Source organism: Sulfuricella sp. (genome assembly GCF_035531155.1).
Taxonomy (GTDB): Bacteria; Pseudomonadota; Gammaproteobacteria; order Burkholderiales; family Sulfuricellaceae; genus Sulfuricella.
Genome location: NZ_DATKTK010000056.1, coordinates 98,295 through 116,233 on the forward strand (window position 1 = coordinate 98,295; position 17,939 = coordinate 116,233).

The window sequence follows — 17,939 nt, forward strand, 5'->3', positions numbered from 1 at the left end:
GCCTTATGGAAAGGGTTGCATCAATGACGCGTGTTTTTTTTGGACTCTGCCTGGCGATTTTCAGCTCGGCTGTGGCTGCGGCTGATTTTTCGTTCAGGGATATCGTCGGCAAGCAGCATAATTTGGCCGACTACCGCGGCAAGTGGGTGCTGGTCAATTACTGGGCGACCTGGTGTCCACCCTGCCTGAAAGAGATTCCCGACCTGATCGCACTACACGACGCGCACAAGGACAAAGACCTGGTGGTGATCAGTATCGTCACGGATTATAACAACCCGAAGCTGGTCAACGATTTCGCCAGGGATCACCGGATTTCCTATCCGGTCGTGCTGGGTAATGATGGCATCGTGGCGCAGATCGGTCGGGTGGAAGGACTGCCGATGACCTACATGTTTAATCCGCAAGGCAAGGTCGTGGCGTACAACGTGGGTGCGTTGACGAAAAAGACGGTTGAAAGCTACATTGGGACAAAGAAGTAAACGGAGGCGTTCATGTTGAAATGGTTACTCGTCGTATTGCTGTTTTTTTTTGCTGGACCGGGAGTGGCTGAAACTCGTGACGTTCAGACCTTTTTTGACCAGAATCTGGGTGACTTCAAGACCGAACTTGCGACCGCGCGCAAAGAGGGAAAAATCGGCATCCTGCTGATGTATGAGCTGGAGGATTGCCCCTTCTGCCACCGCATGAAGGAAACCATCCTCAACCAGTCCGAAGTCCAGGATTATTACCGCAAGCACTTCCTCATCTTCAGCGTCGACATCAATGGCGACAACCCCCTGGTGGACTTTTCCGGCAAGGAAACCACCGAGAAGAAATTTGCCGCCGAGCAGCGTGTGCGTGCCACCCCGGTGTTCGGTTTTTACGATCTTGACGGCAAACCGATGACCCGTTTCACTGGGGCATCCAAGGACGTGAATGAGTTCATGCTACTGGGACGCTACGTGGCAGAGGGGTTCTGGAAAACCATGCCGTTTGCCAAGTACAAGCAGCAAGCCGCGAAATGATTTTTTCCCGCATCGGGATCGCGCTGGTCTTGATGGTCTGGCTGATACCGCATGGCTGGTCCGCGCCTGCCGGCAAGCGGCTCACGCTCAACGAGGCGTTGGCGGCGGCGGAAGTTGCCCATCCCGACCTGCGGCTGGCCGAGGCCGACCGGTCAGCCGCTCTGGCCGAACAGGAGGCGGCAGCCTCGCGCAGCGATCTTTCCGTCAATGTCGAAGCCGGCCTGCGTCACGCACACCCTTCCTTCGGCCCGGATGCCAGCCTTTCCGACAATTCCCTTCGGCTGAGCGCACGCAAGAGCCTGTACGATTTTGGCCGTACCGCCTTGTACGAGCAGGCCGCCAAGTCGACAGTGGATGCACGTGAAGCCGGCCTGCTGGAAGCGCGCGAGAGGCGCAGCATCGAAGTGATGGCCCGGTTCTTCAACGTTCTGGCGGCGGACATGCAGTTTATTGCCGATAATGAATATATGGCGGTGGCCTATGTCAATGCCGATAATGCCAGGGATCGCCTCAAGGTCGGCCAGATATCCGCCACGGAACTGGCGGAACTGGAGTCCCGCTACCAGGATATTCTGGTCCGGCGCAACGCCAGCCAGGTTCGCGCCCGTTTCGCCCGGGCGCAGCTGGCAAATGCCATGAACCAGCCCGGACAGCTTGCAGTTGAACTGGAAGACCCGAAGCTTGCCGCCAACAACCTTTCCCTGCCGGATTACGAGATCCTGCTGCCCGTAATGCGGGAATACAACCCCCGGCTACGTACCCAATTCGCCCTGCTCGAAGCCTCGCGGCAGCGCATGGAAGCCTTGCGCGCCGAGAACTCCCCGATGCTGGATGCCGAGGTCGAAGCGGCGGGCTACAGCCGGGAAACGACTACCCGCGACAACCTGCGCGCCGGCGTGGTGCTGACCTGGCCGGTGTATCAGGGTCGGCGCGTGTCGGCGCAATTGGCGCGGGAACAGGCCCAGTTTCACAAGCTCCAGGCCGAGGCCGACAAACTCGGGATGGATCTGGCCGAGGCGCTTCTGGAAGTGTGGGCTGAGGTCGATCAGTTGCAGCGCAGCGTGCGCGCGGCAGCCCGGAAGCAGGTCGAATATCGTGATCTGGCGCTGGAAAAGGCGCGCGGGCAATATGAAGTGGAACTGAAAACCAACCTGGGGGATGCCATGGCGGCGACGATGGAGGCGAAGCTGCGCGAGCGTCGAACAGAGTACCAGCTGGCGCTGGCGTTCGCGCGGATCAAGGCGCTGCTGGGCAAGCCGCTGGAAAGTAAGGGTAAGGATGAACCTAAAAACAGCGATTAACCGCAAAGGACGCTAAGGTTCGCAAGGTAAAACAACGAGCTAATGTATTATTCTGCATCACCTATCTGGTAAGCAGATTAAGTTGTTCAAGTCCTTGAATTCCTTTGCGTCCCTTGCGTCCTTTGCGGTTCAACAGCTTTTTGTAGGATGAAGGGCGAACGAAATGACGAAATGGATTTTGGCGGGCATGCTGTGGGCTGCGGCTAGCGCCGCTTGGGCGGAGAGTTTTCCTGCGACGTTGCAGTGGTCGCAACGGGTGGAGTTATCTCCGCGAGTATCCGGCATTGTGCGTGAGGTTGGGGTGAATGCCGGCGATCGGGTGCGGAAAGGGCAGTCGCTCCTGATCTTGGACGCTGCGCCTTATCAGGCGCGGGTAGCTGAGAGCCGAGCCGCAGTCGTCCGCTTTACGGAGGAAACGGCGGAGGCCCAGCGCGAACTGGTGCGTACCCAGGAGCTCTACGACCGGACCGTGATTTCTACCTCCGAGCTGGATCAGGCCAAGTTGCGTCAATCCCGCGCCAAGGCCCAACTGGACGGCGCCCAGGCACGGCTTGCGCGGGAACGCCAGGATCTGACGGATAGCGCGTTGCGCGCCCCCTTCGATGCGGTGGTGGTGGCGCGCTTGGCCGAGCCGGGGCAGCATGTGGCGGTCGGGCTTCAGCCCCAGCCCTTGCTGGTACTGGCGAAGGTGGGGGAGATGGCGGCGCGCTTCAAGGTGTCCGCCGACCGTATCGGCAGCCTCAAGGTCGGACAGGCAGTGACGGTGGTTGTGGGCAAGCAGGACTACCCGGCCACGCTTAAAAACCTCGGCTTGGAGCCAGTCAAGGACAAAGACGGGGCGGCCTACGAGGCGGATGCGGTGTTTGCGGTGAAGGAGTTGCTGCGCGCCGGAATGGCGGCGACTGTCAGGCTGCCTTAGGGGGCAGCCTTCGCTTCTTGTAGTGCAGGATCAATCGAGTACGACCCTATTTATTTTTGCGTTGATTTTTGTAAGGAGGATTTAACATGCCATATCAGCATATAGATGAATTACCTGACAGCGTGAAGAATGTGTTACCAAATCATGCCCAAGATATTTATAAAGAAGCTTTTAATAGTGCATGGGAAGAATACAAAAACCCCGAAGATCGTCGGGATGACGCCGGCCGGGAAGAAGTGGCGCACCGCGTTGCTTGGAGCGCGGTAAAAAATAAGTATGAAAAGGGTACCGATGGTAAGTGGCACCCTAAGAGCTAATGAGAGGACGGGCGGGCCATCGAGTATGCGGTCAAGATGATCGAGTTTCCGCAGGAGGCACTGGCCGACAGGGTGCTTGCCCGGGGCGAGTTGCCGTCGCGCCATATGGACGCGCTGGCCGCACTGGTGGCGGAGTTTCACCCCCGCTCGCACCGTTCCCGGGAGAGCGATGACTATGGGACGCCAGAGGCGATACTGGCCTCTGTCGCACAGAACTTCAGCCAGATCCGTGCTGTTCCGAACCATGCGGTGCATCTGCAGGTTCTGGACGACATCGAAACATGGACGCGGCAGGAGCACATGCGCCTGTGCAATGTGTTTGCACAGCGCAAACGCGAAGGCCGGGTGCGCGAATGCCACGGCGATCTTCACTTGGGGAACATCGTGCTCCTGGACGGTGAGCCGCGGGCTTTCGATTGCATCGAATTCAACCCGGACTTGCGCTGGATCGATGTGATGAACGAAGTCGCGTTTCTGGTCATGGACCTCCATGCAGCCAATCGACCAGACCTCGCCCAGCCGAATTTTCGCTTCGATTCTTCAAGTCCGACAGGCTGCTAGGGCCATCGCTTCTTTCAATCACGGGCCAAGACTTCCCATATCGCCTCGCAGGTGCATCCGTGTTAATCCCTGTTCACCCTTGATTGAAAAATGAAAACACTGCTGCGCTTTTTGCTTCGGCTGCTGTTCGGCTTCCGCGCCTACAACGAGGAAGTGTTGAAGACGCCGGGACCGGTGCTGTTGCTCCCCAATCACGTGTCGTGGCTCGATTGGTTGTTCCTGCTCGTCTGTACAGATAAGGATTGGAAGTGCGTCGTCTCCGAGCGTACGGCGCACACGTCGTGGCTGCACCGCAAGATCATGATCAACCGCCGCACGTTCCCGATCGACACCGATTCGCCTTACGCCGTGAAACACATGGCGGAATTTTTGGCGAAAGGCGGCCGGCTCACGCTCTTCCCTGAAGGACGGCTTTCCCGCACCGGCACGCTGATGAAACTGTTCGACGGCACCGGGTTTCTCCTGCACAAGACGGGCGCGAAGGTCATCACTTGCTACTTGCGCGGTGCGCACCGTCTGCCCGCGTCGCCGAATCCCAATCGGAAGAAATGCTTCCCGCGCATCACCGCGCACTTCAGCGATGCGCTTATCGCGCCGCCTGTCGAGCACCTCAGCACCTCGCAAGCGCGCGCGCTGTTCACAAACTGGCTGCGCGATCAGATGGTGCGGCAGCAGTTCGAAATCGAGATGCAGTTCGGCCCGCAAACACTGGCCGAAGCTGTGGTCGAGCCCGCCACGCGTTTTCCGGGACACGTCGTGTTGCAGGACGTGAATGCGGCGCTCACTTACAAGAAACTGCTCGTGAGCGCGGACTTGATGGCCCGACAACTCGACAACGCGTTGTCGAGAGACGTGAAGAGGGTGGGCGTCTTGCTGCCGAACGTGAACGCCACGCCGGTCGTGTTGCTGAGTCTGTGGACGCTCGACAAGGAGGCGGCGATCTTTAACTACTCCACAGGGCCGGCGATCATGCTTTCGTGCGCGCAACTCGCAGCTGTGAAGCAAATCATCACGTCACGCGCGTTTCTCGAGCGCGCGAAGCTCGACGTGAGCGCTTTAAGCGAAGCAGGCATTGACTTCGTTTATCTCGAAGACATTCGCGCGCGAATCTCCGGCAGCGCAAAACTGCGCGCGTTATTGAAGCAAACTTTTTCGGCCGGACTGCCGTGTGCGCGGGTGGACACAAATTCAGCCGCCATCGTTTTGTTCACGAGCGGTTCCGAAGGCGTGCCGAAAGGCGTTGAGCTGACGCACCGCAACATTCTCGCGAACGTACGACAGATGCTCGCCGTGACCGACCTCACGGACAACGACCGGATATTCAACGCCATGCCACTCTTCCACAGCTTCGCGCTAACGGTCGGAACGTTGCTGCCGCTCGTGCGCGGGATGTCCGTGTTCATTTATCCATCGCCGTTGCACTACCGCGTGGTGCCAACGGTGTTTTACGACACAGATTGCACCATCATGCTTGGCACCAACACATCCCTGAACGGTTACGCGCGCAAGGCCAACCCTTATGACTTTCGCAGCCTGCGCTACATGTTCGCCGCGGCGGAGAAGTTGCAGGAAACGACCGCAACGACGTGGGCACAACGTTTCGGTGTACGCGTCCTCGAAGGCTACGGCGCGACCGAGTGCGCTGCGTGCGTGAGCGGGAACACGCCGCTGCAAGCAAAGTATGGCTCGGCGGGGCGGCTCATGCCGGGCATGGAATATAAACTCGAACGCGTCGAAGGCGTCGCGGAAGGCGGGCGCTTATTCGTGCGCGGTCCCAACGTGATGAAGGGCTATCTCAACGCGGACGCGAACGCGAAGTTCCAATCGCTCGGCGGCTGGTACGACACTGGCGATATCGTACGCGTGGATCAAGAAGGCTATGTGTTCATTCAAGGCCGGCTGAAGCGCTTCGCCAAAATCAGCGGTGAAATGGTGAGCCTCACTGCGGTCGAAGACGCGCTGGCCGGGGCATTTCCGCATTACGGATTGCGTTGCCAGGCAGCGGTGGTTTCTCGCCCTGACGAAGATAAAGGCGAGAAACTCATCGCGATTTCCAATGAAGCGAAGCTGACGCTCGACGAGGTACGCGCCGCGATCAAAGCGAAAGGTTTGCCTAACATCGCCGTCCCGCGCGAAGTGAAGTTCATCCACGAGATTCCCAAGCTCGGCACCGGCAAGGTGAACTATCGCGAACTGGATAAGATGATTTGACCGGAGCGCGGATCGCCGAGTCCACGAGTTGATGGAGAAGACCAATAGGGGACAGCCCGCGTAGGCGCAATCGTTATTGCGCCGAATGAAATGGGGTTCGCAGGGATGGGCGACTTGTCGCCCAACTCGCAAAACATCCGGTGCAATGCGCTTCGCTTATTGGCACCCACATTACGCCTTACGCGAGCTGAGCGTAGCGAAAGCGCAGTTTGGTGAAATCGGGGGAAGCGGTATCGGCTTTGCCATCAGCAAGCGCATGGTCGAACTGATGGTCGGGAAGGCCGGAGTGAATGGTGGGCCTGGATTTGTCAGCCTCGGCTATTCTTTTGCCCGGATGGCGGACTTGGGGCGGAATGCCTTGATCGCTTCTTCCCGGGTTTCCAGGTAAGGCCCGCCGATCAGGTCGATGCAGTAAGGCACTGCAGCAAACACGCCGTCGAGGGTTTCCTTGATCGCCTTGGGTTGACCGGGCAGGTTGATGATCAGGCATTGCTTGCGGATGACGCCGACCTGGCGGGAGAGAATGGCGGTGGGCACATACTTCAGGCTGACGGCGCGCATTTGCTCGCCGAAGCCGGGTAGCACCTTGTCCGCCACAGCCAGCGTCGCCTCCGGTGTGACATCGCGCGGCGCCGGACCGGTGCCGCCAGTGGTGAGCACCAGGCAACAGCCTTCTTCATCCGCCAGCTGACGCAGCGTGGCTTCGATTTGCGCCTGCTCGTCCGGGATCAGGCGGGTAACGGCACGCCACGGCGTGGCCAGCGCGTTGCCGAGCCAGTCGTTGAGCGCCGGGATGCCCTGGTCTTCGTAAACGCCCTGTGCGGCGCGGTCGCTGATGGTGACCAGACCGATCAAAACTTGCTGTTCGCTATTCATGTTGCGGGCACCTCTAAAAACCCAGATTTCATCCCAACTGCTGCGTTACGGAAAAAATTTCTTGCTTACATATCAACCATATGCCGCGCTGCGAAATTTTTTCCGCGCCTTGCATTTGGGCGAACTCTGAATTTTTAGAGTCACCCTTCCTCCGGTTCGGTTTCTTTTTCTTCGAGGATCATTTCACGCAGCAGCTTGAACAGGGCGCGGCTGCTCTTTGGCGGCTTGCCGGCTGCGGCCTCTTTCTGCGCATTGCGGATCAGGGTGCGGATCTGCTGGATGTCGGCCCGCGCATATTCCACCACCAGGTCGCTCAAGGCTTGCTCTTCCGTTAGCAGGCGCTCACGCCAGCGCTCCAGCGAGTGGAATTTGGCCGCCTGGACGCGTGTGACATTGTTCCACTCGTCCAGCTTGGCCTGGATCGGTTCCGCATCCACCGTGCGCATCAATTTGCCGAGGTATTGCATCTGGCGGCGGCGCGCTTCGTGGCGGGTCAGGCGCTTGGCTTCAATGATGGCATCCAGCAGGTTATCGGGTAGATTCAACTGTGCCAGCCGATCCTTGTTCAGCCCCACCAGCTCCTCGCCGATATCCTGCAATGCGTGCATTTCTTGCTTGCGCTTGGTTTTGCTCGGGGTTTCCGGTAAGTCGTCCGCCGCGTTGTCTTCTGTATCCGTCATGGTTTCGCAAATGGAATCAAAGTTGATATGATAACCTTAAAAACGTCATTCCACCGCAGAGGACGCAGAGGACGCGGAGGACGCGGAGGACGCGGAGGACGCGGAGGAAACCAAGAGGCTGGAGCCTTGTGAAGAGCTCTTTATCTGGGGAGCTACATGGGTACGTCATGAAGTTTTTGAATTCCTCTGCGTCCTCCGCGTCCTCTGCGGTTAAAATGCTTTTTATTAACTCCTTTTCCCAACGGCCTTCGGCATACGACCTTTCATCCGCTGGTCGTTTCAGCGGATAGAAAGTCGGAGTCCCCTTGTGGGGCAAACCGTTTGCTGAAATTTTTGAGGTGCATGTGCCAGATTCCCGTTTTTCCCACTCTATTGAAACGCTAAGTCAGATCACTCGCGACATTCTGAACCAGTCGAAACTGGCCGGTGCTACGGCCTGCGAGGCGGAAGTGTCGCAAGGCTTCGGCCAGAACGTCTCGGTGCGCCGCGGCGAGGTCGAAACCATTGAGTACAACCGCGACAAGGGCCTGGGTGTCACCGTCTATTTCGGCCATAAGCGCGGCCATGCCAGCACTTCGGACCTGTCGCCCCAGGCGATCAAGGATACCGTCGCGGCGGCGGTGAGCATTGCCAGATACACCGCCAGCGACGAATTCGCCGGGCTCGCCGACGAGAACCTGCTGGCCAGGGAGATCCCCGATCTCAGCCTGTACCACCCGTGGGATTTGTCGGTGGAACAGGCGATCGAACTGGCAAAAAACTGCGAGGCTGCGGCGTTCGCGGTGGACAAGCGGATCGACAATTCCGAGGGCGCCTCGGTCTCCACCCAGGAATCGCTGTTCATGTACGGCAACAGCCTGGGCTTCCTCAGCGGCTATCCTTCCTCGCGCCACGATATCAGTTGTGCGGTGATCGCCGAAGATGGAGGAATGCAGCGCGATTACTGGTACAGCTCGCGGCGCGATGCCTCCGACCTGGAAAGCGCCGAAGCGGTTGGCCGCAAGGCCGGCGAGCGTACCGTGCGCCGCCTCGGCGCGCGCAAGATCAAGACCACCGAGTGCCCGGTGCTGTTCGAGGCGCCGATTGCTTCCGGCCTGATTGGACATCTGGTCGGCGCTGTCAGCGGCAGCAGTCTGTACCGCAAATCCTCTTTCCTGCTCGACAGCCTGGGCCAGCAAATTTTTGCTCCGTTCGTCCAGATCCGCGAACTGCCGCACATCCCCAAGGGGCTGGCGAGCAGCCCCTTCGATAGTGAAGGCGTCGCCACCCACGCACGCGACTTGGTCAAGGACGGCGTGCTGCAAGGTTATTTTCTCGGCAGCTATTCGGCGCGCAAATTGGGCATGGCCTCCACAGGCAATGCCGGCGGCAACCATAACCTGATTATCGAGAGCAGCGGCCAGGATTTTGCCGGTCTGCTGAAAATGATGGATAAGGGCCTGGTGGTGACGGAACTGCTCGGCCACGGCATCAACCCGGTGACCGGGGATTATTCCCGCGGCGCCGCCGGTTATTGGGTGGAAAACGGCGAAATTCAGTTTCCCGTCGAGGAAATCACCATTGCCGGCAACCTTAAGGACATGTTCCGGCAGATTGCGGCGGTCGGCAGCGACATCCTGATCCAAGGCTCGAAGCAGTGCGGTTCGATATTGATTGAGAAAATGACCGTCGCGGGCGAATAAGAGCCTATTTCAGCAGATTTCGTCATTGCTGCCTTGTTGAAGATAAGCCGATAGCGCTCATGAAGACGGATGTCACGGCTGCCGGGAATTGCTTACCGGCCCCTGGCTGATTCGGCAATGGGTTTCACGCCGTGCAACGTCGCAAACACCGTCTCTGGCAGTAATGCCGTGAACTCGGCGTGGGTTTCCTTCTCGGCGGAGCGCGTTGCGGCATAGAGCCGCCCCCACAATCCCCTGGGGCCGATGGGCCGCGCCGCGACATAGCCACGTTCCAAATAAGTTTGTACTGCCCAGCGCGGCAGGGCTGCGATGCCGCGTCCGGAAGCCACCAGTTGCAGAATGGCCACGGTCAGCTCCGCCGTGCGCCGGGGCGGGTTCACCCCGGCGGGTTTTAGAACCCGCCGCACCAAGTCCAGCATCCGGTCCGGCACGGGGTAAGTGATCAGCGTTTCCTGCCCGAAGTCGCGCGCCGTGAGAGAAGCCCGTGCGGCCAGAGCATGGCCGCGAGCTGTGAGCCCCACCATCTCGTAGGCGAACAGGGGGTGGTAGGCGATCCCTGCCTGGCGCTTCGCTTCCGAAATGATCACCATGTCGGCCTGGTGCTCGGTCAACAGGGCTAGCGGTTCGGTGTGAAAGCCCGGCACCAGGTCCAGTTCCACCTCTGGATGGCGCTCACGGTAGGCGTCCATGGCGGGCATCAGCCAGTCATAGCAGGTATGGCATTCCACCGCGATGCGCAGTTCGCGCGTGGGTGGCGCGGCTTTCATGCGGGCTATCGTCCGGCGCGCCGCCTCCACCTCCGGCAGCATCTGCCTGGCAAGCGCCAGAAGCGCCTTGCCGGCTTCAGTCAGTTTCAGCGGCCGTTGCTGGCGCTCGAAAAGCGGAGTCTCCAAATAATCCTCCAGCGCCGCAAGTTGATGGGACAGGGCGGATTGCGTCAAATGAACCCTGGCGGCGGCACGGGTTACGCTGCCCGTGTCCTCCAGTGCAACGATGGCTTTCAGGTGGCGTAGCTCAATCATGAATTATAATCATAATAAAGTGATAAACATGCGTTTGTATCATACATGATAAACCCGGATTATGGCTGAATTTGCATCAGGAGATCGCCATGACCACCACCCACACCCTGGGATTCCCGCGCATGGGCGCGCAACGGGAACTGAAGTTCGCGCTGGAGAAGCACTGGCGCGGAGAGATTTCCGCCGCTGGCCTTGAGGCCGTGGGCCGCGAACTGCGGGCACGGCATTGGGCGCTGCAACGGGAGGCGGGACTGGACTTCGTGACGGTGGGTGATTTCGCCTTCTATGATCACGTGGCGGCCCATGTCCAGCTGCTTGGTTGCGAACCGGCGCGCTTCGGCTTCACCGTGCGAGAACCGGAACTTGCGCGCTATTTTGCGATGGCGCGGGGGGTGGCGGGGGAGGTGCCCGTTTGCGGCTGCGGTCAGATCCACGGCGCCGATGTCGTCGGAAAACCCGCGCTGGAGATGACCAAGTGGTTCGACACCAACTACCATTACCTTGTCCCGGAATTCACGTCCGATACCGGTTTCCATCTGGCCTCGGAACGCCTGTTTGACGAGGTAGCGGAAGCGAGGGCTCTAGGTTATCCAGTCAAGGCCGTTTTGGTGGGGCCGCTCACTTTTCTCTGGCTGGGCAAGGAAAAGACAACCCAATTCGACCGTCTGGGTCTGCTGGAAAAACTGCTGCCGGTCTACTGTGAAATTCTCGTCCGGCTGAAGGCTTCCGGTGTCGAGTGGGTGCAAATGGATGAGCCCATCCTTGGCCTCGATCTGCCGGCCGCGTGGAAGAAGGCTTTTGAGGGCGCCTATTGGCGCCTTGCCTCGACCGGTACGAAACTGCTGCTTGCCACTTATTTTTCTGCGCTGGGGGAGAATCTGCGCATGGCCTGTCAGCTTCCCGTGGCAGGCTTGCACGTGGATGCCGTGCGTGCGCCGCAGGAGCTGATTGGGGCTGCGGACTGGCTGCCCGCACACAAGGTGCTCTCAGTCGGCATCGTGGGCGGGCGCAATGTCTGGCGTACCGATCCGGACTACGCGCTGGCGGTGCTAAGGCCAGTGCATGAGAAAAGGGGCGAAAACCTCTGGCTGGCGCCGTCGTGTTCGCTCATGCACGTTCCGGTGGGCCTGGAGGCGGAAGCCGGGCTGGACGCGGAATTGAAGTCTTGGCTCGCCTTCGCCGTGGAGAAGCTTGGCGAGCTGTCCATGCTGAAACATGTGCTGGACGAGGGAGAGGCATCCGTGGTGGGGGAGCTTGCCGCCGCCCGCGCAGCGCTCATATCCCGGCGATCCAGCGCGCGTGTGAGCAACCCCCGGGTCGCCGAACGCATCGCCGGCCTGCCCGCCGATGCCGACCGGCGTGCCTCGTCTTTCGCTGTGCGCCAGGCCGTGCAGCGGGCGAGGTTCAATTTGCCGCGCTTTCCCACCACCACCATCGGCTCCTTCCCGCAGACAGCGGAGATTCGTGCCGCCCGCGCGGCCTTCAGACGCGGAGAAATCGGTGAAGAGGAATACCGCAGCCGGATGTACGCGGAAATCGCCGTTGCGGTGAGAAAGCAGGAAGAACTCGGCCTCGACGTGCTAGTCCACGGCGAGCCCGAGCGTAACGACATGGTGGAATATTTCGGCGAGCAGCTTGCCGGCTTCGTCTTTACCCGGAACGGCTGGGTGCAGTCCTATGGTTCCCGCTGCGTCAAGCCGCCGATCATCTACGGCGACGTGTCGCGGCCTGCCGCCATGACAGTCGAATGGGCGGCCTACGCCCAGGGCCTTACCGCCAGGCCAATGAAGGGAATGCTCACGGGGCCGGTCACCATTCTGCAATGGTCCTTCGTGCGCGATGACCAGCCGCGTGCCGACACTGCCCTGCAGATCGCGCTCGCCATCCGGGACGAAGTGGAGGACCTGGAGAAGGCCGGCATCGGCATCATCCAGATCGACGAGCCCGCCATCCGCGAGGGCCTGCCTTTGAGGCGCGCGCAGTGGCAGGCATATCTCTCCTGGGCTACTCGCGTCTTCCGTGTTTCGGCATCGGGTGTTACGGACGACACGCAAATCCACACCCATATGTGCTACTCGGAATTCAACGACATCCTGCCGGAGATTGCGGCGATGGACGCCGATGTCATCACCATCGAAACCAGCCGCTCGGATATGGAACTGTTGCGAGGCTTCGGAGATTTCAACTATCCCAACGAGATCGGGCCGGGCGTGTACGATATCCACTCTCCGCGCGTGCCCACGGTTGACGAAATGGTGCGGTTGCTGGAAAAGGCAGCCGCCGTCATTCCGGCGGGAAACCTTTGGGTCAACCCGGACTGCGGGCTCAAGACCCGTGGCTGGGAGGAAACAGAAGCGGCTCTGGCCAACATGGTCGAGGCGGCAAGGAGGGTGCGGGCCGTCATTGCTTGAGCCGGCGCAAAGCCGCTGCGACCGTCCCCATATCAACCATGCTGCGGTTAATCTGATGGCTCCATCAGCCGGGAAATCCGAATACTCAGCAAAAGGAAGCCGTGTCATGATAAAATTACCATTTTGCTTTTTGGAAAGAGCTCGTTATGTTTAGCGCAGACCAGACCATCGCCAAGTTCGATCCCGAGTTGTGGCAGGCGATGCAGGATGAAACACGCCGTCAGGAAGACCACATCGAGCTGATCGCCTCGGAAAACTATACCAGCCCGGCTGTGATGGAAGCGCAGGGCTCGCAACTGACCAATAAATATGCCGAAGGCTATCCTGGCAAGCGCTATTACGGCGGCTGCGAGTACGTGGACGTGGCCGAGCAGTTGGCGATCGACCGGGTCAAGGCCCTGTTCGGTGCGGAATATGCCAACGTCCAGCCGCACTCCGGTTCCCAGGCCAACCAGGCGGTATACATGGCGGTACTGCAGCCCGGCGACATCATTCTGGGCATGTCGCTGGCACATGGCGGTCACCTCACCCACGGCGCTTCGGTCAATCTTTCCGGCAAGCTGTTCAAGGCGTTCACCTACGGCCTGCATCCGGAAACCGAGGCGATCGATTACGATGAAGTGGAGCGTCTGGCCCACGAGCATAAGCCGAAAATGATCGTGGCCGGGGCTTCCGCCTATTCCCTGATCATCGACTGGAAACGCTTCCGCAAGATCGCCGACGCGGTCGGTGCCTACCTGTTCGTCGACATGGCGCATTACGCCGGCCTGGTCGCGGCAGGGTTGTACCCCAATCCAGTCGGGATTGCCGATTTTGTAACGAGCACCACCCACAAGACCTTGCGCGGCCCGCGCGGTGGCATCATCCTGTCCTCCGCTCAGCATGAGAAAGCGCTCAACTCGGCGATTTTCCCCAACATCCAGGGTGGCCCGCTGATGCACGTGATCGCCGCCAAGGCGGTGGCGTTCAAGGAAGCGGCAACGAAAGAATTCAAGCAGTACCAGGAGCAGGTGATCGAAAACGCCATCGTGATGGCCAAGGTGCTGCAGGAGCGCGGCTTGCGCATCGTTTCCGGGCGCACCGAGTCGCACGTTTTCCTGGTCGATCTGCGTGCCAAGAATCTTACCGGCAAGGAAGCCGAGGCGGCGCTGGGCCTCGCTCATATCACCGTGAACAAGAATGCCATTCCGAATGACCCGCAGAAGCCTTTTGTCACCAGCGGCATCCGCATCGGCACGCCGGCGATGACCACGCGCGGCTTCAAGGAAATCGAAGCGGAGCATCTCGCCAACCTGATCGCCGATGTGCTCGACGCACCCACCGACGAGGCTGTCATCAGCCGCGTGGCGAATGAGGCCAAGGCGATGTGCGCGAAGTTTCCTGTGTATGGAAAGTGAGGAGTAAGGAGTGAGGAGTGAGGAGTTTTTTATGGGGTGTTCCGCTCCTAACTCCTCACACTTCACTCCTCACTAAAAAATGAAATGCCCTTTTTGTGGTGCCATCGACACCCAAGTAATTGATTCCCGCGTCAACGAGGAGGGGGACAGCATACGTCGCCGCCGCCGCTGCCCGTCCTGCGACAAGCGTTTCACCACCTACGAAACGGCCGAGCTGCACATGCCGCAGGTGATCAAGCAGAACGGTACCCGCGAGGAATTTGACCGCGCCAAGGTGCGCACCAGCTTCATGCGCGCGCTGCACAAGCGCCCGGTGCCGACCGAATTCGTGGATCAGGCGATTGAGCGCATCGCGCAAAAGGCGTTGAGTCTGGGCGAACGAGAGTTGCCGTCTCGCCAGATCGGCGAAATGGTGATGCACGAGCTGTACAAGCTCGACAAGGTGGCCTATATCCGCTTCGCCTCGGTCTATCGCAGTTTCCAGGATGTGGATGACTTCCGCGACGTGATCCGGGATCTGGATAAGTAAGCGCCCCATGTTTTCCGCTGCTGATCATGAACACATGGCGCAGGCGCTGCGCTTGGCCGAGAAGGGGTTGTACACCACCACGCCGAATCCGCGCGTCGGCTGCGTGATCGTGCGCGACGGCAAGGTGGTGGGTTCCGGCTGGCATGAGCGTGCCGGCGAATCCCATGCCGAGATCCATGCACTCACACAGGCAGGCGAGTTGGCGCAGGGCGCAACGGTCTATGTCACGCTCGAGCCATGCAGCCATCATGGCCGCACGCCGCCTTGCGCCGAGGCCCTGATCAAGGCGGGTGTGGGCCGCGTAGTGGTGGCGATGGTCGATCCTAATCCTCAGGTGGCGGGAGAGGGGTTGGCGCAACTGCAACAGGCCGGCATCCAGACCGATATCGGCCTGCTAGAGAAGGAGGCGCACAATCTCAACATCGGTTTCGTTTCCCGCATGACCTGCGGGCGGCCGTGGCTGCGGCTGAAAATCGCCGCCAGCCTGGACGGCAAAACCGCCCTCAACAATGGCGTCAGCCAGTGGATCACCGGCGCGGATGCCCGGCGTGACGTCCACCGTCTGCGCGCCCGCTCCTGCGCGGTGCTGACCGGCATCGGCACGGCGCTGGCTGACGATCCGTCGCTCAACGTGCGTGATGTGGAAACCCCGCGCCAGCCGCTGCGCATCGTGGTGGATAGCACATTGAAGATGCTGCCCACGGCGAAAATGCTGACGGCGGGGGAAACCCTGGTAGTCACCGCCAGCGGCGACCAGGCCAAGGCCGGGCGCTTGCGCGAGGCCGGTGCTGAAGTGCTGGTGCTGCCGCCGCTGGATGGCCGGGTCGATCTCGCGCGGATGCTGGATGAACTGGGCAAGCGCGGCATCAATGAAATTACCGTGGAAGCCGGGTGCGGCCTGAACGGTGCGCTGGTGCGGCAGGGCCTGGTGGACGAATTCGTGATTTATTTCGCACCGCTGCTGCTGGGCGACCGGGCGCGTGGCATGTTCGATCTGCCGGAATTGATTGAGATGGGCGAGCGGCGCGAGCTGCGCATTGCCGACGTGGCGATGGTCGGGCGCGACCTGCGTATTCGTGCCTTGCCTGTGAATTAATTTACAAAAGTGATGTAGGTTGGGTTAGCGGTTTTATCGCGTAACCCAACAAACCCAAACATTCACCAAAAGTAGGCGCCTCTAGGCGAGACCGGTGTTTAGAAGGAAGATTGGGTTTGTTGGGTTACGGCGCAAAAACCGCGCCTAACCCAACCTACATCTGCGACGTATGTTTCGTAATTAATGGGTTCAGATACCAAGTTTAAAGGATAAAATGTTTACCGGAATTATCGAGGCGGTGGGCCAGATTAAGCAGGTGGAGCAACGCGATAAGGGCGTGCGCCTGACCATTGCCTCGGAGCGGCTGGATTTCAGCGATGTTGCGGTCGGCGATAGCATCGCCGCCAACGGCGTGTGCCTCACAGTGACCGCCTTGGCTGGCAACGCCTACACCGTGGACGTGTCGCAGGAAAGCCTGAACTGTACCGTGGGGTTGAGCGAACCCGGCGAGGTCAACCTGGAAAAGGCGATGCGCCTGTCAGACCGGCTTGGCGGACACCTCGTCAGCGGCCATGTGGACGGCGTCGGCGAGGTGGTGAAATTCGAACCGGTTGGGGAGAGCTATTTGCTGCAGATTCGCGCCTCCAGGGAGCTGGCACGCTACATCGCGGCCAAGGGCTCGATCGCTATCAATGGTGTCAGCCTGACCGTAAATGAAATCCGCGATGGGGTGTTCAGCATCAACCTTATCCCTCATACCGTGGAAGTGACCACCCTCAAGCATCTTCAACCGGGTGCCAGGGTCAACCTGGAAGTGGACATGCTGGCGCGCTACGTGGATCGCCTGCTGCACCCGGATAACTAAGGAAAAATTCATGACAATCAGCTCAACCGAGGAAATTATTGCCGACTTCAAGGCCGGCAGGATGGTCATCCTGGTGGACGAAGAAGACCGCGAGAACGAGGGCGACCTGGTGCTGGCGGCGGAATTCGTCACGCCCGAGGCGATCAACTTCATGGCCAAATACGGCCGCGGCCTGGTCTGCCTGACGCTGACCGAGGAGCGCTGCCGCCTGCTCGACCTGCCGTTGATGGTGTCGGCTAACAAGCTGGCTCTGGGCACCAACTTCACCGTATCGATCGAGGCGGCGGAAGGCGTGACTACCGGCATCTCCGCGGCCGACCGCGCCAAGACCATCCTGGCGGCGGTGAAGAAGGACGCCAAAGCGTCCGACATCGTTCAGCCTGGCCATATCTTCCCGCTCAAGGCGCAGAAGGGCGGCGTGCTGGTGCGCGCCGGTCATACCGAGGCGGGTTGCGACCTGGCCAACCTGGCGGGGCTGGAGCCCGCGGCAGTGATCTGCGAAATCCTCAAGGAAGATGGCGAAATGGCGCGTTTGCCAGACTTGCTCGAATATGCCAAACATCACAAGCTCAAAATCGGCACCATCGCTGACCTGATCCACTACCGCAGCCAGACCGAGAGTCTGGTGGAGCGGGTTTCCGAGCGTGCGGTTACAACCTGCTACGGCGAATTCAAGCTCATCGCCTATCTGGACAAGACCGCCAACGAGGCTCATCTTGCCCTGGTGAAGGGGGAAATCAAACCCGGCGAGGAGATCCTGGTGCGGGTGCACGAGCCGTTGTCGACGCTGGATTTCCTCGATGTGGCCAGCCTCGAACACACCTTCAGCGTGCACGAGGCGATGAAGACCATCGCCGAAGCGGGCAGCGGCGTGATCGTTCTGCTGCGCCGCCCGGAAACTTCCGCGGATCTGCTCGAGCGCATCCAGCGCACCCAGCCGAAGGCGCCCGCCAAGGTCGATTTGCGCAACTACGGCATCGGCGCGCAGATTCTGCGCGATCTCAATGTCACCCGAATGCGGCTGCTGGCCACTCCGCGCAAGATGCCGAGCATGACCGGCTTCGATCTCGAAGTAACGGGATATGTTTCGCCCAAGACCGGCGCATGAACTGAAATCAACAAGGACAA

17 protein-coding genes are annotated in these 17,939 nt (G+C 60.0%); 14 read left to right on the top strand and 3 right to left on the bottom strand.

Going from position 1 to position 17,939, the window contains the following annotated elements; translation table 11 throughout:
- Positions 1 to 23 precede the first annotated feature (23 nt).
- From VMV64_RS12875 to VMV64_RS12905, 7 genes are all read left to right on the top strand, one after another.
- On the top strand, positions 24 to 479 hold the full coding sequence (locus tag VMV64_RS12875; protein WP_325330945.1) for a TlpA disulfide reductase family protein: 456 nt from the start codon (positions 24 to 26) through the stop codon (positions 477 to 479).
- Between the two features lie 12 nt (positions 480 to 491).
- Positions 492 to 1,004, top strand: a complete 513-nt coding sequence (locus VMV64_RS12880) for a thioredoxin family protein (RefSeq protein ID WP_325330947.1) — start codon at positions 492 to 494, stop codon at positions 1,002 to 1,004.
- Positions 1,001 to 2,305 carry a TolC family protein gene (locus VMV64_RS12885; RefSeq protein WP_325330949.1) on the top strand — a complete coding sequence of 435 codons (1,305 nt, stop codon included), beginning with the start codon at positions 1,001 to 1,003 and terminating at the stop codon, positions 2,303 to 2,305. The genes VMV64_RS12880 and VMV64_RS12885 overlap by 4 nt, the downstream gene beginning before the upstream one ends.
- A 163-nt stretch (positions 2,306 to 2,468) precedes the next feature.
- Entirely contained in the window at positions 2,469 to 3,224 is a 756-nt protein-coding gene (locus VMV64_RS12890) for an efflux RND transporter periplasmic adaptor subunit (RefSeq protein WP_325330951.1), read from the top strand.
- An 86-nt stretch (positions 3,225 to 3,310) separates the two neighbouring features.
- On the top strand, positions 3,311 to 3,541 hold the full coding sequence (chaB, locus tag VMV64_RS12895) for a putative cation transport regulator ChaB (RefSeq protein ID WP_325330953.1): 231 nt from the start codon (positions 3,311 to 3,313) through the stop codon (positions 3,539 to 3,541).
- A 36-nt stretch (positions 3,542 to 3,577) separates the two neighbouring features.
- On the top strand, positions 3,578 to 4,102 hold the full coding sequence (locus VMV64_RS12900; RefSeq protein WP_325330956.1) for a phosphotransferase: 525 nt from the start codon (positions 3,578 to 3,580) through the stop codon (positions 4,100 to 4,102).
- A gap of 90 nt (positions 4,103 to 4,192) precedes the next feature.
- Positions 4,193 to 6,313, top strand: coding sequence for an AMP-binding protein (locus VMV64_RS12905; protein WP_325330958.1), 2,121 nt, complete (start codon positions 4,193 to 4,195; stop codon positions 6,311 to 6,313).
- A 318-nt stretch (positions 6,314 to 6,631) separates the two neighbouring features.
- On the opposite strand, the gene mog is transcribed toward VMV64_RS12905, so the two are convergent.
- Positions 6,632 to 7,189, bottom strand: coding sequence for a molybdopterin adenylyltransferase (gene mog / locus VMV64_RS12910; protein WP_325330960.1), 558 nt, complete (start codon positions 7,187 to 7,189; stop codon positions 6,632 to 6,634).
- A 140-nt stretch (positions 7,190 to 7,329) separates the two neighbouring features.
- A complete protein-coding gene (gene yjgA / locus VMV64_RS12915; RefSeq protein WP_325330962.1) occupies positions 7,330 to 7,869 on the bottom strand; it encodes a ribosome biogenesis factor YjgA in 540 nt (179 codons plus the stop codon).
- A 329-nt stretch (positions 7,870 to 8,198) separates the two neighbouring features.
- Between yjgA and pmbA the strand changes: the two genes are divergently transcribed.
- Positions 8,199 to 9,551 carry a metalloprotease PmbA gene (gene pmbA, locus VMV64_RS12920; RefSeq protein WP_325331490.1) on the top strand — a complete coding sequence of 451 codons (1,353 nt, stop codon included), beginning with the start codon at positions 8,199 to 8,201 and terminating at the stop codon, positions 9,549 to 9,551.
- A 92-nt stretch (positions 9,552 to 9,643) separates the two neighbouring features.
- Here the strand turns inward: pmbA and VMV64_RS12925 are convergent, their stop codons facing one another.
- Positions 9,644 to 10,573 (bottom strand): LysR family transcriptional regulator, encoded by a 930-nt coding sequence (locus VMV64_RS12925; protein ID WP_325330964.1) that lies wholly within the window; start codon positions 10,571 to 10,573, stop codon positions 9,644 to 9,646.
- An 89-nt stretch (positions 10,574 to 10,662) separates the two neighbouring features.
- Between VMV64_RS12925 and metE the strand changes: the two genes are divergently transcribed.
- From metE to ribBA, 6 genes are all read left to right on the top strand, one after another.
- Positions 10,663 to 12,984 (top strand): 5-methyltetrahydropteroyltriglutamate--homocysteine S-methyltransferase, encoded by a 2,322-nt coding sequence (gene metE / locus VMV64_RS12930; protein ID WP_325330966.1) that lies wholly within the window; start codon positions 10,663 to 10,665, stop codon positions 12,982 to 12,984.
- A 146-nt stretch (positions 12,985 to 13,130) separates the two neighbouring features.
- Positions 13,131 to 14,381, top strand: a complete 1,251-nt coding sequence (gene glyA / locus VMV64_RS12935) for a serine hydroxymethyltransferase (protein ID WP_325330968.1) — start codon at positions 13,131 to 13,133, stop codon at positions 14,379 to 14,381.
- Between the two features lie 79 nt (positions 14,382 to 14,460).
- A complete protein-coding gene (nrdR, locus tag VMV64_RS12940; protein ID WP_325330970.1) occupies positions 14,461 to 14,910 on the top strand; it encodes a transcriptional regulator NrdR in 450 nt (149 codons plus the stop codon).
- A gap of 7 nt (positions 14,911 to 14,917) precedes the next feature.
- Complete coding sequence (gene ribD / locus VMV64_RS12945; RefSeq protein ID WP_325330972.1) at positions 14,918 to 16,006, top strand: bifunctional diaminohydroxyphosphoribosylaminopyrimidine deaminase/5-amino-6-(5-phosphoribosylamino)uracil reductase RibD; 1,089 nt, start codon at positions 14,918 to 14,920, stop codon at positions 16,004 to 16,006.
- A 214-nt stretch (positions 16,007 to 16,220) separates the two neighbouring features.
- The gene (locus tag VMV64_RS12950; protein WP_325330974.1) at positions 16,221 to 16,811 is read left to right on the top strand and encodes a riboflavin synthase; all 591 of its coding nucleotides are present in this window, start codon (positions 16,221 to 16,223) and stop codon (positions 16,809 to 16,811) included.
- A 10-nt stretch (positions 16,812 to 16,821) separates the two neighbouring features.
- Positions 16,822 to 17,919, top strand: a complete 1,098-nt coding sequence (gene ribBA, locus VMV64_RS12955; RefSeq protein WP_325330976.1) for a bifunctional 3,4-dihydroxy-2-butanone-4-phosphate synthase/GTP cyclohydrolase II — start codon at positions 16,822 to 16,824, stop codon at positions 17,917 to 17,919.
- Positions 17,920 to 17,939: the final 20 nt, after the last annotated feature.